This is a genomic window from Roseovarius indicus (assembly GCF_008728195.1).
Lineage (GTDB): Bacteria > Pseudomonadota > Alphaproteobacteria > Rhodobacterales > Rhodobacteraceae > Roseovarius > Roseovarius indicus.
This window is the reverse complement of the sequence record NZ_CP031598.1, coordinates 3,317,131-3,338,729: the sequence shown is the minus strand read 5'-3', so window position 1 is coordinate 3,338,729 and position 21,599 is coordinate 3,317,131. Positions and strand designations below refer to the sequence as shown.

Sequence of the window (21,599 nt, the reverse complement as noted above, 5' to 3'; positions counted from 1 at the left end):
AGCAATTGCACCGGAACGCCGGGGATTGCCCGTGATGCCGGGCCCGCGGAATTGGACAGTTTGCCCCCTCCGGATCATATTGGCCCCGCACCCCACTCAGGAGCGCCCGACTTGGCCGAAGACAGTTTTCCGGAAAATCTGCGCCTGCTGTGCAGTTACGCCCACTCGATCACCGAGGTGTGCGAGAAGCTGGCGATCAACCGGCAGCAGTTTCACCGCTACCTGAACGGGCAGAGCCGGCCGTCGCATCGGAACCTGCGGAATATCTGTGATTTCTTCGGGGTCGAGCTGCACGAGATCTACATGGAGGCGGGCGATTTCAGCCGGCTGATCTCGCTGCGCCGGCCGCAGGGCCCCGAGATCGACCCGTTCGGCAGTTTCATCGCCAAGCTGCACCGGGTGAACCCCAATGCGCGACGCGACATGGCCGAGTATATCGGCTATTACAAGTGCTTCTTCCGCCCGGTGGAGTTTCCGGGGATGATGCAGCGCTCGCTGATGCGGATGTTTTCCGACAAGGGCTTCGTCTATATCTGGAACGTCGAGAATTACGGGGCGTCGAAGCGGCGGTCGCGGAACCTGCTCTTCTATACCGGCATCGCCTTTCACAATGGCGAGCGGATCATGGTGCACGAGCGCGAGAAGCGCGCGGGGCAGATGATGTGGACGACGATCTTGTACCCGTCGCGGATGGACCAGGCGTCGCTGATGACCGGCCTGAGCCTTGGGGTGAGCAGTGCCATGTCGCGCGATATCGCCTGTTACCGCGTGGTGTGGGAAGCGCTGGGGCCCAAGGTGGACGTGCGCGCCGAGATCCGGGAATGCGGGCTGATCAGCCTCGACGATCCGACGATTCCCTCTGATATCCTCGACGCCACGCGCAACGATTCCGACCCGGAGGAGCAGGTCTTTACCGGGCGGCCGTGGGATGTGTTCCGGTCGTGACGGGATGTCGCGACCTGTAGCTTTTTGCACGACATTGCGAGACTTTCTTTCCGGGCGTTCCGCCGCTTAGGTAAGCTTGGAAGATCAAGACCGGTGCGGATCGTGCCGCCGCCTCGCCAAGGCGTGCGGGGCGCGATCGCCGGGAAAAACAAAGCCTACATAGCAGGGAGTAACGAATGACCTTTACGAATTATGCACTCCGGACAGTGGCGGGCGCGGCCTGTCTTGCGGCGGCGGCCCCGGCGCTGGCGACCGACCGGACGGAACCGGTGGTGATCCCCATCGTGAGCGACACCTCGACCGACCTGATCTCGACCATCCTTGGCGCGACGCTGGAGAAGGCCGGGTACAACATCGAGTATGTCGATGCCGATTATGCCGCCAGCTTCTCGGGCATCCAGACGGGCGATTTGCATTACACCGTGTGCTGGCAGTCGACGATGGAGCTTTGCGAGGGCTCGACCGAGAGCGGCAAGGCCGTGAACGCGGGCTCGACCGGGATCAGCACCGCCGAGGGGTGGTGGTATCCGATGTCGCTTAAGGAGGTCTGCCCGGGCCTGCCCGACTGGAAGGCGCTGAAGGAGCCGGGCTGCATCGAGGCGCTGGCCACCGCCGAGACTGCGCCGAAAGCGCGGTTCGTGGAAGGGCCCGCCGACTGGATCATGCCGGTCGAGGAGATGGCGACGGCCTTCGATATCGACGTGGAACCCATCGCCTCGGGCAGTGCCGCGGCGCTGGTGGCGACCGTGTCGGCCGCCGCGCGCCGGGGGGAGCCGGTGATCGCGTGGGGCTATACCCCGCACTGGTATTTCATGAGCGACGAGGGCGAGTTCGTCGAGTTCCCGGAATACGAAGAGGGCTGTCACGACGACCCGTCCTGGGGCTCGAACCCGGAGGCGACCCATGACTGCAACGTCGAGACCGGCGTGCTGTGGCTCTTTGCCAACAAGGAGTTCGTCGACGCCGAGCCCGAGGCCGCCGCGATCATCGAGAAGTTCGAGCTGGAAGACAGCCAATTGACCGATGGCTACCGCAAGGTCGACGTGGACGGTGTGCCGCTGGAAACCGTGACCGACGAGTGGATGGCCGAGAACGAGGCCGTCTGGCAGGCGTGGCTGAAGTAAGCGCCTGAAAGTTGAGCCCGCCGGCGTCAGTCGTGCGCCGGCGGGCATCACCGGGGAGGGCGCCGTTTCGGTTTCGCTGCAAACGGTGCAAGACAGGGTAGCCGATCACATGAAGGACCTGCAGAGTTCGATGACGAGCGAAACCAAGCAAGACGTGGTGATCCGGTGCGACGCGGTCTGGAAGCTTTACGGCGAGGCCGCCGGCGCCCTGGCCAAGGGCGACGCCGGGCAGATCACCGACGAGGTGCTGGCCGAGCGAGAGGTGATCGCCGCCGTGCGCGACGTGAGCCTTCAGGTGCGGCGCGACGAGATTTTTGTGATCATGGGGCTTTCCGGTTCCGGCAAGTCGACGCTGCTGCGCTGCATGGCGGGGCTGGTCGAGCCGACGCTGGGCGAGCTTGAGGTGGCGGGCTATGACCTTGGCCGGGCGAGCCCGCAGAAGCTGATCGAGATGCGGCGGCATGCGGTCAGCATGGTGTTTCAGGATTTCGCGCTGTTGCCGCATCTGACCGTGCTCGACAACGTAGCCTTTCCGTTGCGGATGCAGGGGGTGGGCAAGGCCGAGCGGCAGAAGAAGGCGCGCGAGCTGGTCGAGATGGTGGGGCTTGCCGGGCGCGAGGCCTACATGCCGCACGAGCTGTCGGGCGGGCAGCAGCAGCGGGTCGGTATCGCCCGCAGCCTGATGACCGAGCCGGAGGTCTGGTTCCTCGACGAGCCGTTTTCGGCGCTCGACCCGCTGATCCGGGCGGAGATGCAGAGCGAATTCCTGCGCATCCAGGGGATGCTGCGGAAGTCGATCGTTTTCGTGACCCATGATTTCGAAGAGGCCGTGCGGCTGGCCGACCGGATCGCCATCATGCATTCGGGCCGGGTGGTGCAGGTTGGCACGCCGGAAGAGCTGATCACCAGCCCGGCCGATGATTACGTGGCCAAGTTCACCCGGAAGATCCCGCGCCGGCAGGTGGTGAAGGTGGGTTCTGTCATGGTGCCGGCGGCGGGGGCCGTGCGGGGCGAGCCGGTGAAGGAGACCGATATCGTGGGCGATGTGGCGGGCCAGATCGTCAATGCCGACGGGCCGACGGACGTGGTCGACGCCGAGGGCAATCTTGTCGGGCGGATCGCGGCGAAGACGGTGATCCGGCTGTTGCTGAACGAAGACGTGACATGAGTGCCAGTGTCGACATGCGTGGCGGGTGGCACAGGACGGCGGCCGAGCTGGCGCCGGTGCTGGTGCTGATCGGCATCGTGGCCGCGGGCGTCATCGGCCTGCCTGCGTGGCTGGAGGATTATCCCGAAAGCATGGTCTGGGGCATCGCGGCCTGGGGCACGGATGCGATCAAGTATGTGGTCAATGACCTGGCGCTTGGCGGGGTGACCCTGTCGGAGGTGTCGCGGATGTTCGCGGGGCTGCTGGAAGTGCCGGTGGACATCGCGCAGGGGCTTTTGTCGGAAGGGTTCACCTTCTACGGGGCGGATGGCGAGGCGACGACCCTGCCGCCGCTGCCCTGGCCTGCGGTCTGCGCCGGTTTCACGCTGTTCGCGTGGCGGCTGGCGGGGGTGCGGGTGGCGGTCTTTACCGCGCTGACGCTGGGCTATTTCCTGATCTTCGGGCTTTGGGGCTCGGCCATGCTGACGCTGTCGTCGGTGGTGTTTGCCGTGCTGATCAGCCTTGTGCTGGGCATCCTGCTGGGCGTGCTGGGCTATCGCAGCGAGACCGCGAACCGCATTCTGACGCCAGTCTATGACGTGATGCAGACCATCCCGACCTTTTCCTATCTCGTGCCGGTGCTGCTGCTGTTCGGGTTCAACCCGGTGGCGGCGATCATTGCGACGGTGATCTATGCGATGCCGCCCATGGCGCGGGTGACGACGGCGGCGCTGCAGCGGGTGCCGGCGAATATCGCCGATTTCGGCACGATGGCGGGCTGCACGCCGCGGCAGAAGATGTGGACGGTGTTGCTGCCGGCGGCGCGGCAGCATCTGCTGATCGGGCTGAACCAGGTGATTTTGCTGACCTTTGCCATGGTGATCATCGCGTCGGTGATCGGGGCCGGGGGGCTTGGCGGCGAGGTCTATAAAGGGCTGAAGGCGCTGCGCATCGGCGAGGCGGTCGAGGCGGGGATCGCGATCACGCTGATGGCGGTGCTGCTGGACCGGCTGTCGAAGGCGGCGGCGCTGCGGCGGCCGAGCCATGCGGAGGTGGAGGGTTCGCTCTGGGAGCGGCACAGGGCGTGGTGGATCTGTCTGGGGGCGACCGTGGTATTGGTCCTGGTGGCGCCGTTCGTGCCGGCGCTGGGGGAGTATCCGGACGCCTGGACGATTTCGACCGGGAATTTCTGGAACGACGCGATCCTGTGGGTGAGCGATACATACTACACCCAGATCAAGGCGGTGCGGGATACCACCATCCTGTCGGTCATGCGCCCGACCAAGGATTTCCTGCTGGGCGTGCCGTGGGCGGTGGCCATCGCGGCGGTGGCCTTCCTGGGCTGGGCGCTGAGCGGCTGGCGGCTGGCGGCGGTCTGCGCGGGCTTGCTGGGGTTCATCGTGGTGACGGGCTATTGGGATGCGGCGATGACCTCGCTTTACCTGGTTGTACTGGCGACGATCCTGACGCTGATCATCGCGCTGCCGGTGGGTATCCTGGCCGGGCTGTCGGACTGGGCCGACCGGGCGGTGACGCCGGTGATCGACACGCTGCAGACCATGCCGAATTTCGTCTACCTGATCCCGGTGGTGATGCTGTTCAGCGTGGGGGAGTTCTCCGGCCTCATTGCCATTGTGGCCTACGCGCTGCCGCCGGGGATCCGCTATACGAAAGAGGGGATCCGGGGGGTGACGAAGTCGAATATCGACGCCGCCGAGATGTCGGGCTGTTCGCGCTGGCAGAAGCTGCGGCATGTGCAACTGCCGCTGGCGCTGCCGGATATCCTGCTGGGGGTGAACCAGACGGTGATGTTCGCCTTCGGCATGCTGGTGATCACCGCGCTGGTGGGCACGCGGGGGCTGGAGCATGACACGTTGATCGCGATTTCCAAGGTGCAGCCGGGCGAAGGGATCGTGGCGGGCTTGGGGATTTCCTTCCTGTCGATCATCATCGACCGGCTGATCCGGGCGACAAGCGCCCAGCTTTCGCGCAAGACGGCCGGACGGACCTAGGCCGGCCAGATGACCATGAAGACCCTCACGCGCCTTTTGCCCGGTGACGAACTGTGCCGGATGCCTGCTCTGGAGCTGCGGAAGCGGTACCGCGAGCGGAGCCTGTCACCGGTCGAGGTGGTCGAGGCGCAGATCGCGCAGGCCGAGCGAGTGGAGCCGGTGGTGAATGCGTTTACCGAGACGTTTTTCGAAGCGGCGCTGGCGCAGGCCAGGGAGGCCGAAGCGCGCTATGGCGGGCGTGGCGAGGTGCGGCCGCTGGAAGGGCTGACGGTGGCGGTGAAGGATGTCTACGACCAGGTGGGCGGGCGCACGACACGGGGCAGCCGGGTGGTCGAGAGCCCGGTGGCGGAGGCTGATCATCCGGTGGTGGCAAGGATCCGGGCGGCGGGGGGTATCCTGCACGCCCGCAGCACCACGTCGGAATTCGCGATGGGCTGGATCACGGCGACCAAGGCCTGGGGCGTGACGCGCAACCCGTGGAATACGGATGTGACGCCCGGCGGCTCGTCGGGCGGGTCGGCGGCGAGCCTTGCGGCAGGCACGAGCACGCTGGCCATCGGCGGCGACAGTGCCGGGTCGGTCCGGGTGCCGGCGTCGATGTGCGGGATTGCCGGGTACAAGCCGCCGCATGGGCGGGTGCCGGACCCTGACGAGGGGCATGATGTCTACAGCGTGATCGGGCCGATGGGGCAGACGGTGGGCGATTGCGCGCTGTTGCTGAATGTCATCTCGGGCTGTCACGCGGCGGATATGCACAGCCTGCGGGAGCGGGTGGCGGTGCCGGAGGGGTTGGGCAGCGGGAGCAGGCCGCGCCTTGCCGTCAGCTTCGATCTCGGGCCGACCGGGCCCGAAGCCGGGGTGCGGCGGGTTCTGGACGAAGCGGTGGCGCGGCTGGCGGCGGCGGGGGCCGAGATCGGGCATCCGGCGATCGACTGGCCCGGGGATATCACCGAGGCCGCGAGCCACCACGCGTTGGTGATGCTGGGCGACGCGATCACCCGTTACTTCCCCGACCGGGCGGAGGAGCTGTCGCCCTATCTTGTCTGGCAGCGCGAGCAGCTTGAAGGCGCGCGGGTGTCGGCGCTGGCCGAGGAGCGCGCCTGTGCGCAGCGGCTTTATGCGCAGCTCGAGCCCGTGTTGCGCGACCATGACGCGCTGCTTTGTCCGACGACGCTGGTCAACGACGTGGGGGCCGAGCAGATGCCGTGGGAGCGGATGGAGGTGAACGGGGTCAGCCTGAACACCGATTACGACTGGGTCACGACCCATGCGTTCAACATGCTGGGCGTGCTGCCGGTGCTGACCGTGCCGGTGGGCCGGGCGGAGAACGGCATTCCGGTGGGCGTTCAGGTGGTGGCGCGGAGTTTCGACGATATCACGGCGTTCCGGGCGGCGGCGTTCATCGAGGCGGTGATGGGCGCCGGTTGAGGCTGGCGGGGCTTTGGCTGGCCGGGTATCTCCTTCGTGACCACGAGGCTTGATGGAAGAGACCGATGCAGAGCGTCCGACAGATCACGACAGGAGAAACAGGCGGCGTTTCGGCGGCGCATCCGCTGGCCGTGGAGGCCGGGCTGACGGTGCTGGGCCGGGGTGGCAATGCCTGCGACGCGATGATCGCGGCGCAGGCGGTTCTGGCGGTGGTGGCGCCGGCCAGTTGCGGGCTGGGCGGCGACATGCTGGCGCTGGTGCATGATCCGAGCCGGGGCACGCGGGCGGTGAACGGAACCGGGGCGGCGCCGATGGATGCGGGGTTTGCGAGCGTGACCTCGGCGGCGTTGTCGGTGACGGTGCCGGGGCTTGTGGCCGGGTGGTGCGATGCGAATGCGGGGTTCGGGCGGTTGCCGTTAGCGGCGTGCCTGGCGCCGGCGGTGGAACTGGCGCGGGCGGGCTGCCCGATTTGCACTGGCGACCGGGGGGCGATTGCCGAGCAAGCGGAGAGGCTGGCGCGGGGCGGCGCGCAGGGTTGGGGTGTCGTGCGTGAAGGGGCCGGCGGCGGGCCGGTGGTACAGGCGGAGATTGCCGCGCTGCTGGAACGGATCGGGGCCGAGGGGCGGGAGGCGTTCTATGCGGGCGATATGGCCGACGCCATCGCGCGGGCCGTGCAGGGGCAGGGCGGGCTGTTGGCGGCGGCAGATCTGGCGGCGCATCGCAGTGAGCTGGGTGCGCCGGTGAGCGTGGGCTGGCAGGGCGGTACGGTGGAGGTGCAGCCGCCGATGACGCAGGGCGTGCTGCTGGCGATGAGTTTGCAGGGCATGCAGGGGGTGAAGATCGGCGACGCGGCGTCGCTCGATCATCTCTGTGTCGAGCTGACGGAGGCGAGTTTCCAGTTTCGTGACCGGGTGGCCGAGGGGGATGCGCTGTTGCGGGAGCGGTTGGAGATCGACTTGCGGCGGGCCTCTGGGCGGGGCGGGCCGAGGGCCTATCTGCATACGGCGGGTGTGGCGACGGCGGATGCCGACGGCATGGTCTGTTCGTCGCTGGTCAGCGTGTTCGACAGTTTCGGGTCGTGCATCTTCGTGCCGGAAGGGGGCTTCGTGCTGAACAACCGGGCCGAAGGGTTCACCGGTGGGGCGAATGCGGCGGGGCCGGGGAAGCGGCCGGTGCATACGCTGGCGCCGATGATTTCGCGGTCGGGGGAGAGCGTGACTGCGCTGGCGACGCCGGGGGCGGACGGGCAGGTGCAGACGCTGTTGCAGATATTGGCGAAGACGGGTGTGGCGGGCGAGGATCTGGCCGCCGCGATCCATGCGCCGCGGTGGCGGAGCGAGGATGGCGCATTGCTGGTGGCGGACGGGCATCCGGAGGCCGAGCATCTGAGGGCGCTGGGGCACCGGGTGGAGATGCGGGCCGATAGTGATCTGTGTTTTGGCGGGGTGGTGTGTGCCGGAACCGAGGCCGGGCGGCCCTTTGCGGGGTCGGACTGGCGGCGGGAGGTCTGGCACGCGGTGCTTTAGGCGGGGCTATTTGGGCCGGGTCATCTCGCGGTCCCAGAGGGCGGAGATGGTGGTCTTGGCTTCCTGCAATTCGCCGGCGATCCCGTCGAGGCCCATGGCGGCAAGGTGGGGGCGGAGCTCTTCGATATCCTGGCCGCTGACCACGATCACCGCCTCGGGGCAGTGGGTGTGCAGCGCGGTGACCACGTCGCCCAACGCGTCGAGCGAGTGGCGCCCGCCGATGGAGAGGCCGACGATGCAGCGCTTCAGCTTGCGGATTTCGGCGATCAGTTCATCCTGGGTGTAGCCCAGCTTGAGGGCGATCTCCCAGCCGTCGCCGCGGAAGAGATCGGCGGCCATGCGGACGCCGAGGGTGTGCTGTTCGCCCGGCACGGAGGCGAAGACGACGGTCACGTCGGTCGGGCGGGCGGCGGCGGTGGCGGGGGCGTCGGCCTTGCGCAGGATCTCGAAGATCTTGCCGGTGGCGGTGGTGACCTGCGCGAAGCTGGCGCGGTCTTCGAGCCACCAGTCGCCCAGCATGCGCGTGGCGGCGGAGAGATATTGCAGGCAGAGGGTTTCGAAGCTTTCGCCGCGGGCGATCTCGGCGAGGATCTCTTCGGCGTCGGCGGTGTCGCCGGTGGCGATCAGCGCCTCGCAGAGCCGTTCGACCTGATGCGTGGGCGGGCCCTGGCGAATGCGCGCCGCGTCACGTTCCTGGTAGGCCAGGCGTCGGACGACCTCGTGGGCGAGGCCCGCCAGCAGGTGCATTTGGGCGGCCCCGGCTGCGAGCACATGGCGGTGATCGCCCGGCCCGCGACGGAGCAGGATGGGTGTGGAATTGAACAAGTGCCTCCTCCCGGCATTCTCGCTGCCTCGAGGATCGGCCTTCCCTTGGTCGACTGCTCAAACCGAATTCATCGAGGAGTCTTCGAGATCACTTTCTGGCTAACCGAGCGTAAGGCCGAGGCGGCACAACCGGCTAGTTGGGATAATCCACTACGTATATATACGTATGCCGCGGGCGGGGCGGGATCAGCCCAGCATGCGGATCAGGTCGGCGATGCCGCGGGCCTGCATTTTCTCGCGGATGCGGGCGCGGTGGACCTCGATGGTGCGCTGGCTGATGCCGAGCTCGGCCGCGATTTCCTTGTTGAGCTTGCCATGCAGGAGGTGGTGGAGCACTTCCTGTTCCCGCTCGGTCAGGCGGGCGAGGCGGTCGGCGATGACCTGTCGGGGCACCTCGGGCGGGGCGCGGTTTTCGAGCGTGGCGCGGGCGGCGGCGACGGCCTCGAGCAGGCGCTCGGCCTCGGTGGGCTTCTCGATGAAGTCGATGGCGCCGGCGCGCATGGCCTGCACCGCGATGGGCACGTCGCCATGGGCGGTGACCACGACGATGGGGATGTCGACGCCCATCTCGGCGAGCCGCGCCTGAAGCTGCATGCCGCTCATCCCCGGCAGGCGCAGGTCGAGCACGAGGCAGGCGCGGCGGGCCGGGTCGAAGCTTTTCAGGAAGTCTTCGGCCGTTCGGCACAGGGTGGCGCCGTAGCCATGCGCCTCCATCAGGGCGCCGAGGGATTTCAGGACGGCATCGTCATCCTCGACGACGTAGACCTCGAATGGCGTGTCAGAGCTGGTCACCATGCACCCCGCGGATTGGCAGTTGGAAGACGAACACCGCGCCGCCCGTCGTGGGCTCGGACCAGATGCGCCCGCCATGCGCCTCGACGATGGAGCGGCAGAGGGACAGGCCTATGCCCATGCCGCGGGTGGTGGAGGCGTGGAACGGCTCGAAGAGGTGGGCCTGCTGTTCGGCCGGGATGCCATGGCCGGTATCGCGCACCTGCACGTCGACCGTGTCGCCCATGCGGATCACCTCGACGGTGAGTTTCTGCCGGGGGGCGTCTTCCATGGCGGTGATGGAATTGCGGGCGAGGTTGAGCACGACCTGGCCGATCTGGACCGGGTCGGCCAGCACGCGGGGCAGGCGCGGGTCGAGCAGCAGGTTGACCTCGAGCCGTGGCAGGTCGGAGGAGACGAGGGCGAGGTCGATGCCCTGCTTGATGGCGTCGTTGAGGTCGATCTCGTCGGGGTTGAGGTCGCCCGTCGAGATGAAGTCGCGCACCCGGCGAATGAGGTCGCCGGCGCGGGTGGTTTCGGTCACGGCGCTGTCCATCAGGTGGGCGGCCTTTTCGGGGATGGCGGCACCGGCGTTGCGGAATTCCTGCCGGCAGGCGCTGACGAAGTTGGAGATGGCCGAGAGGGGCTGGTTGAGCTCATGCGCGATGGCCGAGGCCAGTTCGCCGAGAGAGGAGGCGCGGGAGGCGTCGAGCAGGGCGTGGCGGAGGCGGATTTCCTCGGCCTCGGCGGCCTTCTGCGCCTCGAGCGCGGCGCGTTCGTGTTCGAGGCTGTTGAGCGCGAAGAGCGCCCGGCGCAGGATGCGCAGCGCGTCCTGGTCGCGCAGGTCGAAGGGGCGGCTTTGGCCGCGCCGTTCCTCGCGCCAGAGCGCGAAGGAGCCGCGGGGCGAGAGGCGGGTGATGCCGTCTTCGGTGGTGGTCTCGATCTTGTCGGGCTTGCCGGCCCAGCGGATCGTCTGGTCGAACTCGCTGCGCAGGAAGACGAGGTAGTCGCGGCCATTGTCGTAGAGGTCGAGAAGCGCCGCGCCGGCGGCGCGTTGCATGTTGCGGTCGGACATCGGGATCAGCGACGAGAGCTGCGAGGAGGTGGCGACGCCGTCGGTGAGGTGGCCGAGAAGGGGCGAGACATCGAGCGGTGTGTCGGGGACGGTGCCGAAGCTCACCACCTCGTCGCCCTGCACCAGCAAAAGGCCGTGAGCGTCGATCAGGTCCATCAGGTGCTGGGCGCGGTCGGCGATCAGGTCGCTGAGGGCGGCGCCCGTGCGGGCCTGTTGTTCGATGCGGAAGGCGGTTTTCTCGGCGGCGATGGATTTCTGCAGCTGGTTGGTGTTCTCGATGCTTTGCAGGAGGGCCGAGGTGGTGCCGCCCACCAGCTCGGCGAAGCGCAGGCGCGAGGACGAGATCATCCGCGGCTCGTAATGGTGGCAGGCGACGAGCCCCCAGAGCTGGTTGTTGGTGATGAGCGAGATCGACAGGCTGGCCGCGACGCCCATGTTGTTGAGGTATTCCACGTGCACCGGCGCCACCGCCCGCAGCTTGGAGAAGGTGAGGTCGAGCGCGTCGGGCGCGTCGGCATCGGCGACGGTGCCGCGCTGGCTGATGATGGGGACGCGGGTGCCGTTGATGTCGGGGATCGAACGCATCACGTTCAGCAGGAAATGCCGGCGGGCCGGGTCGGGGATGTCGGAGGCCGGGTAGTGCAGGCCGAGGAAGCTGTCGGGGCGGACGGTGCTTTCGGCGATGACCTCGCCGTGCTTGTCCTCGGCGAAGCGGTAGATCATCACGCGGTCGAAGCCGGTGACTTCGCGGATGATGCGGGCGCTGGCCTCGGCCAGTTCGACGAGGGCGCCGGGCTTGACCAGTTCCGAGATGAAGCCGCGGCGGAGGTATTCGTCTTCCCAGACGCTGGCGGGGTTCTCGTCGGGGCGGAGGAATTCGAGGATGATATGCCCGCCGGTGCGGTGGGCGAGGCATTCGGCGGCGATGCGGGCGCCGTCGGGGCCGGGAAAGCCGATGAACCACGGTTTCAGCAGGTCGGGCGTGGAGGGTTCCAGCGGCAGGCCGCGCAGCTGGGCGACGTTGTCGTCGCCGATGACGCGGGCGAGGGGGCGGCCGAGGATGGCCTCGGGGGCGTAGCCGAGGAATTGGTCGGTGTTCTTGCTGGCGTAGTCGATGACCAGGCTGTCGGCATCGACGGCGATGAGGGCTCCGTGTGGCTGGACCGCGCCGATCAGGTGGATCTGCTCGCGGTCGCAGGTGTCGAGGTTGACGACGTCGAGGGTCATGCGCGTCGGGCCTGAGGTATCGGGGCGGGGAGGTCGAGGGGCGCGAGCCAGTCGGCCAGAAGGCGGAAGGTGCCGAGGGCGCCGTGCAGGAGCGGGGGCAGGGGCGCGCCGGTCGATTGCAGGTGGTCGAGGTGGCGCAGGGTGAGGGGCCAGCGGTGCTTGCCCTCGGCCCGGCACCAGGCCCAGTAGCGGCGGCCGGCGGGGCCGTCGTGGCCGAGAAGGCGATGGGCGGCGCGGTCGATCTGTGAGCCGCCCATGGTGGCGCCCTCGAGGACGTAGAGCACGCCGCCGATCGTGTCGGGCGTGACGAGGGCGCGGGCGCCGGGGCAGAGGGGGGGCGTGCCGCCGGGGGCGCCGAGCGCCTGCATGTCCTGCGCCAGAAGGGGCGCGCGGGGGGCGTAGCGGTAGCCGCTGTCCGGTGCGGGCCGGCCTGCCAGCGTTTCCATGATCGCCCGGTCGAGCGGGGTATGGAAACCGTAAAGACGTATCATGAGCGCGCGGTAGCCCACGACATCGAGCGTGCCGCGGAACAGCCCGTCGAAGGCCGCATGCCGGTGCAGCGCCTGGTGCTCGGCGTCGGTATGCGCGCGCAGCGCCTCCCTCAGCGACGGGGTCGATATGTCGGTGTTGCCGGTCAAGCTCCCTCCCAGGATGCGCACCATGCCGATGGGAGGACGTTAGCACCAAAACTTGCCCGTCAACAAACACCGACTTTCGGCGTTCACCGTATTGGGGAGCGGCGTTGTCTCGCGGAATGGTTGCCATTTCCCTTACGGGCCGGGCGCGGGCTCGCAAAGACGTGATCGGTCAAGGCAGTTGTAGTCAAATGCAGAATCCGTGATGTATGGTTCCGGCACTTTGCCTTTTTCCGGTTCCGGCCGGGGCAGGGCGCCGGGACATTGCTGTATGATATTATCGGCATGCGGGTATTTTGGCGAAGGGCGTGACCCGCATGGCATCGCGGAGTGATTGAGGGAACTGGATGAGGAAAAGACTGACGCCGGATGGCGGCCGATGGGGGGAGACCCTCTCGGCCATCCGACAAAGCCTTGACGACACGCCGGACGGGCCGTTGCGTCCGGAAGAGCTGGCCATGCTGAAAGACTGGTACACGAGTTGCGAGGACGCCGAGGAGCGGCGGCAGCTGGGGCAGATCATCACCGTTCTGGGCCGCCGCTGAGGCGGTGTTCGGGGCGGTGGAAAAGAAACCTGAAATTCGGTGTTTCGAGTGCTTGACGGGGCGCGGCGACGGCCCTAAGAAGCGCATCACGCTTGGGGTCAGCCCCGGGCGGGCAGCGGGCGGTTGTAGCTCAGTTGGTTAGAGTGCCGGCCTGTCACGCCGGAGGTCGCGGGTTCGAGCCCCGTCAACCGCGCCATCGCTGCCTTGGTAAATTTCCGGAAAATCAGGGTGTTTCGGGCAAGCTCGCGAATCGCGGGTTAATGGCCTTGTTTTCTTGGATTTTGCCATGTCGGTATCACGTCGGTATTTTGTCGGTATTCCGTCGGTGCGCGGATCGGCGCGGCGCCGGGTTAACGCGGCGCGCGCTGGCCGGGGCTTGAAAGAGCCACACGAGGTGTTATTTGGCGATTGACGGCGCCTGCGGGCTGGCGTAAGACGCCCGGCACGCGGTTGTAGCTCAGTTGGTTAGAGTGCCGGCCTGTCACGCCGGAGGTCGCGGGTTCGAGCCCCGTCAACCGCGCCACTTTCTTCCTTTAAAATTCGCGAGTGCTCGCCAGCCCTTTCGGGCTGTCTCGCCATGCGCGGGTGTCAGGCGAAGAACGCCTTGAGGGCCGCGATGGTGTCGGCCGGGTTGGTGTCGGGGAAGAAATGGCCGCCGGGGATGCCTCTGGCCTGCATGTCGGTGCATTTGTCTTCCCACGTGGCGGGCACATCGAAGGCTTTCGCCATCGCGCCTTGCGCGCCGAAGAGCACGAGGGTGGGGCAGGTAACGCGGGCGTCGAGGTCTTCTGCATCATCGTGGACATCATGCGAGAGCGCGGCGCGGTAGTCGTTGCACATGCCGCGGATGGTGTCGGGATCGCGCCAGGCGGTGCGGTATGCTGTCAGTTGGTCTTCATCGAAATCCGAGAGTTGCGCGCCGCCCCAGCCGAGCAGGCAGGAGTGGTAATAGGCGTCGGGGTCGTGGCCGATCATGGTTTCGGGGAAGGGCTCGGGTTGGGCGAGGAAGAACCAGTGGTAATAGGCCTGCGCGACCTCGCGCTTGAGCGGTTCGAGCAGGGTGTGGGTGGGGACGATATCCATGACGCAGAGGCGGGTGACGGCGTGGGGGGCGTCGAGGGTCAGGCGGTGGGCCACGCGGCCGCCGCGATCGTGGCCGGCGAGGGCGAAGGTGGAGTGGCCGAGATGGTGCATGAGGGCGATCTGGTCGCGGGCCATTTCGCGGAAGCTGTAGGCGGCGATTTCGGCGGGTTTGCCGCTGTCGCCGTAGCCGCGCAGGTCGGGGCAGATGACGCGGTGGGTTTGCGCCAGTTCGGGAGCGATACGGGCCCAGAGCGCGCGGGTCTGCGGGAAGCCGTGGAGGAGAAGGAGCGGCGGGCCGTCGCCGGCTTCGGACCAGGCGATGTCGATGCCGTTGAGGGTGGCGGTGTGATCGGTGAAGCCGGGGATTGGCATGTGTCGCTCCCGTCTTTGGCGTGAAACCTCGGCTCACTCCTTACGCTGAAAGAACGACTTGATCCAGATGAGCGGGAAGAGAAGCAGGAACCACGCCTTCTTGAGCACCAGCAGCGCGATGGCCGCGAGGCCGGCAAAGGCCGTCTTGCCGTATTTCACGCCGACCAGCGTGGCCAGCACCCCGACGGCGCCGGCTGCGGCGATCTTGTCGCCTGTTTCGAAGGCGGCGTAGGATTCGTCGGGGGCCGGGCTGTAGGGGGCGAGGGTGTCGTCGACCATCTTCGCGATCTGCGCCTCGTTCAGCTCGCTCGAGAGCGGCACGATGGAAAAGGTTACATAGCCGCGCCGGTCGAAGATGGTAGCGGTGATGTTGATGAGCCTTTCGCCGTCCCACTCGATATCGGTGGCGTAGTAGAGGTAGTTCTTCTGCTGGTCGAGGGTGGGGTAGGCGCGCCAGCCGAGGAAGTGGATATCCTGGCCGGTGGCCTCGGACTGGCTGCGCATCGAGAGGGCGAGCTCGGTCTCGATGGCGGCGATTTCCTCGTCGCGGTCGGCGTCGTTCCAGTCGTCGTAGGTGACATAGCCGTCGGAGACCGGCTTTTCGATGATCGCCGTGTCGACCCCGGGCGCGCCGCCCAGCAGGAAGGCGTCGATGCTGGCGCAGCTCTGCCACCCCCATTCGGACTGGGTGATTTCGCAATAGTCGTCGCGGCCGAGATAGAAGCTATTCGGGGATGGCGGCGAAACACTTCCGCGCGACAGCGTCAGGGTTTCGGTAAAAGGGACAGGGGTGTAATCCGACGCCTGGGCCTGGACGAGGGCGGGGGTCGAGGAAAAGGCGAGAAATGAGACGATCAGGAAGACGAGGTTCTCTTTCAGAAGGGCCTTGATCATGTGATTTCTTTCAATGAAGCCAGGTAATTGAGGGCACGTTGCGCCGGAAACATTGGCGCGGCCCTGAGTTGATTCGACTCTCATTATACCCGGAAACGACTGGTTGTCCGGTCTGATGGACCAGGCGTGGTGCCCCGGCCATGCGGGGGGGGGGGCGGTGGCACGCGCCCGGCGCCGCGCCGGGGCGCGGACTTGTTCCGGGCGTGTGCCAGCTTCGTCCGCAGGTGGGTTGGCACCCACCCTACGGCGTGCGTAGGGTGGGTGAAACCCACCTTGGCCGGACCTTACGCCTTGGCCAGCTTGTCCAGCACCCGCGCCCAGCTGCGGATGCCCTTGTGGAAGCTCTCGACGTTGTATTTCTCGTTGGGCGAGTGGATGGCGTCGTCGTCCTGGGCGAAGCCGATGAGCATGGAATCGAGGCCGAGGATGTCCTTGAAGAAGCGGGTCACCGGGATCGAGCCGCCCATGCCGGAGAAGACGGCCTCGCGGTTCCATTCCTCCGACAGCGCCTGGCGGGCCTGTTCGAATTCGGGCCGGTCGATGTTCATGACCGAGGCGGGGGAGCCGTCGAGATTGTTGTCCCAGGTGACGGAGGCGTCGGGGGGCAGGCGGTCTTCGACGTGCTGGCGGAGCGCCTTTCGGACGTGGTCGGGATCCATGTCGCCGACAAGGCGGCAGGTGAGCTTGCAATGCGCCTCGGCCGGGATGACGGTTTTGGAGCCCGCGCCCTGGTAGCCGCCCCAGAGGCCGTTGATCTCGAGCGTCGGGCGGGCCCATTGCTGCACCAGGGTGGAATAGCCGCGCTCGCCATGGGGTTGGGTGTAACCTACGGATTTCAGGTAGGTTTCCTCGTCGAAGCCGCAGTTTTCCCATTGGCGGAGAAGCTCGTCGGGGACTTCCTCGACGCCGTCGTAGAAGCCCTCGACCGCGACGCGGCCGTTCTCATCGTGGAAGGAGGCGATGATGCGGGCGATTTCCTTCAGGGGGTTGAGGCCCGGGCCGCCGTAATGGCCGGAATGGAGGTCGATCTTCGGCCCGTGGAGGGTGAATTCGTCCTTCAGCATGCCGCGCAGCTGCGAGGCGATGGAGGGGACGCCGGGGGAGACCATGGAGGTGTCGCAGACCAGCGCGATGTCGGCGGAGAGCTCCTTGGCGTTGTCCTTCAGGAAGGGCACGAGGGAGGGGGAACCCGATTCCTCTTCGCCTTCGAAGAAGAAGGTGATGCGGCAGGGCAGGCTTCCGTTGACGTCGCGGTAGGCGCGGCAGGCTTCGACGAAGGTCATCAGCTGCCCCTTGTCGTCGGAGGCGCCGCGGCCGCGGATGACGCGGCCCTGGTCGGTGTCCTGGATTTCCGGAGCGAAGGGCTCGGTTTTCCATAGGTCCAGCGGGTCGACGGGCTGCACGTCGTAATGGCCGTAGAAGAGCAGGTGGGGCCCGTCGCCCTCGACATGGCCGACGACCATGGGGTGACCGGGGGTTTCGCGCTTTTCGGCATCGATTCCAATGCTTTGCAGGTCGGCGACCAGCCAGTCGGCGGCGCTTTGGCAATCGGCCTTGTAGGCCGGGTCGGTCGAGATGGAGGGGATGCGCAGAAGCGCCATCAGGCGGTCGAGGGCGTCGGGCAACTGGTCGTCAATGCGCGTCAGAACGGCGTCAATCGGCATGGAAATCTCCGGGTGGTCTGATAGGTCGGGGCGACCGTAACAGGACGCTTGGCGCTGTCCAGCAGGTTGACACAGGTCAAAGCCGGGGGGCGTGACGATTTGTTACCTGTTGTCGTGGAAAGCGTCATCTTATATGCATCTTAGGGTATGCATATAGAATATTGAATATGTCGTGCGGGTCGCGACGTCTGTTCCCGGATCGGATCTGATGGGGGCGGAGACTGCCAAGGAAGGGGATCCAAGTGGATTATTCTGCCAAGCTGGACGAGGCGATTTCGCGGTTGCATGACGAGGGCCGGTACCGGACCTTCATCGATATCGAGCGCAAGAACGGCCAGTTCCCGCATGCGACCTGGCGCCGTTCGGACGGCACCGAAACGCCGATCACCGTGTGGTGCGGCAACGACTATCTTGGCATGGGGCAGCACCCGGTCGTTCTGGCGGCGATGCACGAGGCGATCGAGGCCACCGGCGCAGGGTCGGGCGGCACGCGGAACATTTCCGGCACGACGGTCTATCACAAGCGGCTCGAATCGGAGCTGGCGGACCTGCATGGCAAGGAAGCCGCGCTTCTGTTCACCAGCGCCTATATTGCCAATGACGCGACATTGTCGACGCTGCCGAAGCTGTTTCCAGGGCTGATCATCTATAGCGACGAGTTGAACCACGCCTCGATGATCGAGGGCGTGCGGCGCAATGGCGGGGCGAAGCGGATCTTCCGGCACAACGACGTCGAGCATCTGCGCGAGTTGCTGGAAGCCGACGACCCCGACGCGCCGAAGCTGATCGCGTTCGAGAGCGTCTATTCGATGGATGGCGATTTCGGCCCGATCGAGGCGATCTGCGACCTGGCCGACGCGTTCGGCGCGCTGACCTATATCGACGAGGTGCACGCCGTCGGCATGTACGGGCCGCGGGGCGCGGGCGTGGCCGAGCGGGACCGGCTGATGCACCGGCTCGACATCATCAACGGCACGCTGGCCAAGGCGTTCGGCGTGATGGGTGGCTATATCGCGGCCAGCGCGAAAATGTGTGACGCCATCAGGTCTTATGCGCCGGGCTTCATCTTCACGACCTCGCTTCCGCCGGCTGTTGCGGCCGGGGCGGCGGCCTCGGTGGCGCATCTGAAGCGGGACCAGGCGCTGCGTGATCTGCACCAGGAGCGGGCGAAGATCCTGAAGACGCGGCTCAAGGGCATGGGCCTGCCGCTGATCGATCATGGCAGCCATATCGTGCCGGTGATCGTGGGCGACCCGGTGCATACCAAGAAGCTGTCGGACATGCTTCTGGAAGGCTATGGCATCTACGTGCAGCCGATCAACTTCCCCACGGTGCCGCGCGGCACGGAGCGGTTGCGCTTCACCCCGTCGCCGGTTCACGGGCCGGACGAGATGGACCGGCTTATCCGCGCAATGGACGAGTTGTGGAGCCATTGTGCCCTGAACCGTGCAGAAATGTCGGCATAAACCCGCGTCAGCGCCATAAAAATCATGCGGCACGTGCAATACATATTGCGGTGTGGTAACCTCTTGTAAACAAAAGAGCGGGCTCCGAATCGTCAGGTTCGGGTAACAGGCAATGGGTTGTTAAGGGGCAGGTTGCATGGCCATACGCCGCAGCAAATCGGCTGATCCTCTTGTAAAAGCGGAGAAACCTCGTGGTTTCGATGCCTACGACGTGCGTCTTGGCGACAAGATGCGCGGCGAACGCGCGACCCTGGGCAAATCGTTGCTGGACGTGGAACGGGAGATCCGGATCCGGGCCTCCTATATCGCCGCGATCGAGAATGCCGACCCCGACGCTTTTGACACCCCCGGCTTCATCCCCGGCTACGTGCGCTCCTATGCCCGGTATCTGGGCATGGATCCGGATGCCGCCTTTGCCGATTTCTGCGCCGAATGCGGGTTTTCCGTTGCGCATGGCATGTCGGCCGGTGCCTCGAGCATCCGCAAGCCCGACGAGGCGCCGCGCCGCAAGGCCGCGCCGAAAGACCCGCTGATCGCACCGTCGACACCGTTCCTGCCGGCGCGCGAAACCATGTTCAGCCAGATCGAACCGGGCGCCATCGGCTCGGCCTTGGTGCTGGTCGCACTGATCGCGGGCATCGGCTATGGCGGGTGGAGCGTTCTCAATGAAATTCAGCGGGTGCAGTTCGCGCCGGTCGAGAACACGCCGGACGTGCTGACCGATCTCGACCCGCTCGACGCCGCGGTGAAGACCCCGGCCGACAGCGAAGACCCGACGCGCAGCGCCGGTGTGCTGCCGCCGGTGGCCGAAGAGGGGCTGGACCGGCTCTATCGCCCCGAGGCGCTGGACGTGCCGGTGATGGTGGCGCGGGATGCGCCGATCTCGACCCTGAACCCGTCCGAGGTCGGCACCTTCGTGGCCGAACTTCCGCAGGCCGACCGCCGGTCGGAGCCCGCGGCGGAGCAGAATGATATCGACAGCGTCATCGCCAGCGTGGTGAATGGCGGCGACGAGCAGGGCGAGAGCCCTGCCGCGTCGAGCAACACGCCCAAGGTCGTGGCCGACCCGCCGCCGGGTGTGCGGCTGGTGGCCGTGCGGCCGGCATGGGTGCGGGTGCGCGCCGCCGATGGCAGCGTGGTCTACGAGGGCATCCTGAACGGGGGCGACACCTACAGCGTGCCGGTGACGCAAGAGCCGCCGACCCTGCGGGTGGGCGAATCCGGGGCTGTCTATTTCGAGGTGGCGGGCAAGCATTACGGGCCGGTGGGCCCGAACGGCTCTGTCACGTCGGACCTGGCGCTGGCGGCAGACGGGCTGACCGAGCGGTATAACGTGGCCGACCTGAGCCAGGATCGCGACCTGTCGCGCTACGTGGCCCAGCTCGAGCAGACGGGCGACGCGCCGCAGGAATAATCCCGCGCCCCCGATTGCGACCGGGCCGGATGGTACTTATGATTCAGCATGAATTGTCCGAATTAGCGGGGCCGACCGATGTCGCTCAATGAAATCCGCCCGTGGCGCAACATATACCGCCGGGAGAGCCGCCAGATCATGGTGGGCAATGTTCCGGTCGGGGGTGGCGCGCCGATCAGCGTGCAGACCATGACCAACACCGACACGTCCGACGTGAAGGCGACGGTGGCGCAAGTGCAGGCCGCGGCCGACGCCGGGGCGGATATCGTGCGGGTTTCCGTGCCGGACGAGGCGAGTTCGAAGGCGCTGAAGGAGATCGTGCGGGAAAGCCCGGTGCCGATCGTGGCCGACATCCATTTCCACTACAAGCGCGGGATCGAGAGTGCCGAGGCGGGGGCCGCCTGTCTGCGGATCAACCCCGGCAATATCGGCAGCCAGGAGCGGGTGCGCGAGGTCATCAAGGCGGCGCGCGATCACGGCTGTTCGATGCGGATCGGGGTGAATGCCGGGTCGCTGGAGCGGCATTTGCTGGAGAAATACGGGGAGCCGACGCCGGACGCGATGGTGGAGAGCGGTCTCGACCATATCAAGGTGCTGCAGGACAACGATTTCCACGAGTTCAAGATCAGCTGCAAGGCGTCGGACGTGTTCATGGCGGCGACCGCCTACCAGATGCTGGCGGATCAGACGGATGCGCCGATTCACCTTGGCATTACCGAGGCCGGGGGGCTGATGAGCGGCACGATCAAGTCGGCGATCGGTCTGGGCAACCTACTGTGGATGGGGATCGGCGACACGATCCGGGTGAGCCTGTCGGCCGATCCGGTGCAGGAGGTGAAGGTCGGCTACGAGATCCTCAAGTCGCTGGGGCTGCGGCACCGGGGGGTGAACATCATCTCCTGCCCGTCCTGCGCGCGGCAGGGGTTCGACGTGATCAAGACGGTCGAGGTTCTGGAAGAGCGGCTTGAGCATATCAAGACGCCGATGAGCCTTTCCATCATCGGCTGCGTGGTGAACGGGCCGGGCGAGGCGCTGATGACCGATGTGGGGTTCACCGGCGGCGGGGCCGGGTCGGGCATGGTGTACCTGGCGGGGAAGGCCAGCCACAAGATGTCGAACGAGCAGATGATCGAGCATATCGTCGAAGAGGTCGAGAAGCGGGCCTCGGAGATCGAGGCGGGCGAGGCGGAGCCTCAGGCGGCGGAGTGATGTACCGAGCCGGGCGGGCGCCTGCCCGTGGAGTGGCGCTGCTGACGGTTCTGGCAGGTGCTTTATGGTGCCAAGTACATCTTCCATATGAACGGAATGGGCCCTCTCAAAAACGCCAGCCCGCCGGGACGGGCAGGCGCTCGCCTATCGTGAATTGCCCTGCAATTCACTTGCGGCAGGCGATTGCTTGCAATCGCCGTTAGCCCGGCGGCCTTCGGCCTTGATTCCGGGCGTGGG

17 protein-coding genes and 2 tRNA genes are annotated in these 21,599 nt (G+C 66.6%); 12 read left to right on the top strand and 7 right to left on the bottom strand.

Annotated features, from left to right (window positions below):
* The first annotated feature begins 111 nt into the window (after positions 1-111).
* The 6 genes from RIdsm_RS15890 (at position 112) to RIdsm_RS15865 (ending at position 8,182) form a co-directional block, all read left to right on the top strand.
* Entirely contained in the window at positions 112-945 is an 834-nt protein-coding gene (locus tag RIdsm_RS15890; protein ID WP_057818510.1) for a helix-turn-helix domain-containing protein, read from the top strand.
* A gap of 176 nt (positions 946-1,121) precedes the next feature.
* Positions 1,122-2,069: an ABC transporter substrate-binding protein gene (locus tag RIdsm_RS15885; RefSeq protein WP_057818508.1), complete on the top strand. Its 948-nt coding sequence runs from the start codon at positions 1,122-1,124 to the stop codon at positions 2,067-2,069.
* Between the two features lie 109 nt (positions 2,070-2,178).
* A complete protein-coding gene (locus RIdsm_RS15880; protein WP_236553362.1) occupies positions 2,179-3,237 on the top strand; it encodes a quaternary amine ABC transporter ATP-binding protein in 1,059 nt (352 codons plus the stop codon).
* The gene (locus tag RIdsm_RS15875) at positions 3,234-5,228 is read left to right on the top strand and encodes an ABC transporter permease (protein WP_057818506.1); all 1,995 of its coding nucleotides are present in this window, start codon (positions 3,234-3,236) and stop codon (positions 5,226-5,228) included. The genes RIdsm_RS15880 and RIdsm_RS15875 overlap by 4 nt, the downstream gene beginning before the upstream one ends.
* A gap of 9 nt (positions 5,229-5,237) precedes the next feature.
* The gene (locus tag RIdsm_RS15870) at positions 5,238-6,656 is read left to right on the top strand and encodes an amidase (RefSeq protein ID WP_057818503.1); all 1,419 of its coding nucleotides are present in this window, start codon (positions 5,238-5,240) and stop codon (positions 6,654-6,656) included.
* 65 nt (positions 6,657-6,721) lie between these two features.
* Complete coding sequence (locus RIdsm_RS15865) at positions 6,722-8,182, top strand: gamma-glutamyltransferase (protein WP_057818501.1); 1,461 nt, start codon at positions 6,722-6,724, stop codon at positions 8,180-8,182.
* 6 nt (positions 8,183-8,188) lie between these two features.
* On the opposite strand, the gene RIdsm_RS15860 is transcribed toward RIdsm_RS15865, so the two are convergent.
* The 4 genes from RIdsm_RS15860 to RIdsm_RS15845 form a co-directional block, all read right to left on the bottom strand.
* Positions 8,189-9,007 carry a cobalamin B12-binding domain-containing protein gene (locus RIdsm_RS15860; protein WP_057818500.1) on the bottom strand — a complete coding sequence of 273 codons (819 nt, stop codon included), beginning with the start codon at positions 9,005-9,007 and terminating at the stop codon, positions 8,189-8,191.
* A gap of 186 nt (positions 9,008-9,193) precedes the next feature.
* Complete coding sequence (locus tag RIdsm_RS15855) at positions 9,194-9,802, bottom strand: response regulator transcription factor (RefSeq protein WP_057818498.1); 609 nt, start codon at positions 9,800-9,802, stop codon at positions 9,194-9,196.
* A complete protein-coding gene (locus RIdsm_RS15850; RefSeq protein ID WP_057818496.1) occupies positions 9,786-12,080 on the bottom strand; it encodes an ATP-binding protein in 2,295 nt (764 codons plus the stop codon). The genes RIdsm_RS15855 and RIdsm_RS15850 overlap by 17 nt, the downstream gene beginning before the upstream one ends.
* A complete protein-coding gene (locus RIdsm_RS15845) occupies positions 12,077-12,718 on the bottom strand; it encodes a biliverdin-producing heme oxygenase (RefSeq protein ID WP_160325871.1) in 642 nt (213 codons plus the stop codon). The genes RIdsm_RS15850 and RIdsm_RS15845 overlap by 4 nt, the downstream gene beginning before the upstream one ends.
* A 344-nt stretch (positions 12,719-13,062) precedes the next feature.
* Between RIdsm_RS15845 and RIdsm_RS15840 the strand changes: the two genes are divergently transcribed.
* The 3 genes from RIdsm_RS15840 (at position 13,063) to RIdsm_RS15830 (ending at position 13,783) form a co-directional block, all read left to right on the top strand.
* Entirely contained in the window at positions 13,063-13,260 is a 198-nt protein-coding gene (locus tag RIdsm_RS15840; RefSeq protein ID WP_057818492.1) for a hypothetical protein, read from the top strand.
* Between the two features lie 119 nt (positions 13,261-13,379).
* Positions 13,380-13,456 (top strand) — tRNA-Asp (locus RIdsm_RS15835).
* A 250-nt stretch (positions 13,457-13,706) separates the two neighbouring features.
* Positions 13,707-13,783, top strand: a tRNA-Asp gene (locus tag RIdsm_RS15830).
* A gap of 65 nt (positions 13,784-13,848) precedes the next feature.
* Here RIdsm_RS15830 and RIdsm_RS15825 read toward each other — a convergent pair.
* The 3 genes from RIdsm_RS15825 to RIdsm_RS15815 form a co-directional block, all read right to left on the bottom strand.
* A complete protein-coding gene (locus RIdsm_RS15825; protein ID WP_057815714.1) occupies positions 13,849-14,715 on the bottom strand; it encodes an alpha/beta fold hydrolase in 867 nt (288 codons plus the stop codon).
* 33 nt (positions 14,716-14,748) lie between these two features.
* Positions 14,749-15,609 carry a DUF2167 domain-containing protein gene (locus RIdsm_RS15820; RefSeq protein WP_057815716.1) on the bottom strand — a complete coding sequence of 287 codons (861 nt, stop codon included), beginning with the start codon at positions 15,607-15,609 and terminating at the stop codon, positions 14,749-14,751.
* Positions 15,610-15,893: 284 nt separating this feature from the next.
* Positions 15,894-17,273: a dipeptidase gene (locus tag RIdsm_RS15815; RefSeq protein WP_057815718.1), complete on the bottom strand. Its 1,380-nt coding sequence runs from the start codon at positions 17,271-17,273 to the stop codon at positions 15,894-15,896.
* Positions 17,274-17,515: 242 nt separating this feature from the next.
* Here RIdsm_RS15815 and hemA point away from each other — a divergent pair, with 242 nt between their 5' ends.
* The 3 genes from hemA to ispG all read left to right on the top strand — a co-directional run bounded on the left by hemA (position 17,516) and on the right by ispG (position 21,362).
* Positions 17,516-18,739 carry a 5-aminolevulinate synthase gene (gene hemA, locus RIdsm_RS15810; protein WP_057815720.1) on the top strand — a complete coding sequence of 408 codons (1,224 nt, stop codon included), beginning with the start codon at positions 17,516-17,518 and terminating at the stop codon, positions 18,737-18,739.
* Between the two features lie 136 nt (positions 18,740-18,875).
* A complete protein-coding gene (locus RIdsm_RS15805; protein ID WP_057815722.1) occupies positions 18,876-20,153 on the top strand; it encodes a helix-turn-helix domain-containing protein in 1,278 nt (425 codons plus the stop codon).
* 78 nt (positions 20,154-20,231) lie between these two features.
* Positions 20,232-21,362: a flavodoxin-dependent (E)-4-hydroxy-3-methylbut-2-enyl-diphosphate synthase gene (gene ispG / locus RIdsm_RS15800; protein ID WP_057815724.1), complete on the top strand. Its 1,131-nt coding sequence runs from the start codon at positions 20,232-20,234 to the stop codon at positions 21,360-21,362.
* Positions 21,363-21,599 lie beyond the last annotated feature (237 nt).

Coding starts and splice junctions, on each gene's coding strand:
- RIdsm_RS15855 (WP_057818498.1), bottom strand. CDS start 9,802: ATGGTGACCAGCTCTGACACGCCATTCGAGGTCTACGTCGTCGAGGAT.
- RIdsm_RS15865 (WP_057818501.1), top strand. CDS start 6,722: ATGCAGAGCGTCCGACAGATCACGACAGGAGAAACAGGCGGCGTTTCG.
- RIdsm_RS15880 (WP_236553362.1), top strand. CDS start 2,179: ATGAAGGACCTGCAGAGTTCGATGACGAGCGAAACCAAGCAAGACGTG.
- RIdsm_RS15840 (WP_057818492.1), top strand. CDS start 13,063: ATGAGGAAAAGACTGACGCCGGATGGCGGCCGATGGGGGGAGACCCTC.
- RIdsm_RS15850 (WP_057818496.1), bottom strand. CDS start 12,080: ATGACCCTCGACGTCGTCAACCTCGACACCTGCGACCGCGAGCAGATC.
- RIdsm_RS15885 (WP_057818508.1), top strand. CDS start 1,122: ATGACCTTTACGAATTATGCACTCCGGACAGTGGCGGGCGCGGCCTGT.
- RIdsm_RS15825 (WP_057815714.1), bottom strand. CDS start 14,715: ATGCCAATCCCCGGCTTCACCGATCACACCGCCACCCTCAACGGCATC.
- RIdsm_RS15870 (WP_057818503.1), top strand. CDS start 5,238: ATGACCATGAAGACCCTCACGCGCCTTTTGCCCGGTGACGAACTGTGC.
- RIdsm_RS15805 (WP_057815722.1), top strand. CDS start 18,876: ATGGCCATACGCCGCAGCAAATCGGCTGATCCTCTTGTAAAAGCGGAG.
- ispG (WP_057815724.1), top strand. CDS start 20,232: ATGTCGCTCAATGAAATCCGCCCGTGGCGCAACATATACCGCCGGGAG.
- RIdsm_RS15820 (WP_057815716.1), bottom strand. CDS start 15,609: ATGATCAAGGCCCTTCTGAAAGAGAACCTCGTCTTCCTGATCGTCTCA.
- RIdsm_RS15875 (WP_057818506.1), top strand. CDS start 3,234: ATGAGTGCCAGTGTCGACATGCGTGGCGGGTGGCACAGGACGGCGGCC.
- RIdsm_RS15815 (WP_057815718.1), bottom strand. CDS start 17,273: ATGCCGATTGACGCCGTTCTGACGCGCATTGACGACCAGTTGCCCGAC.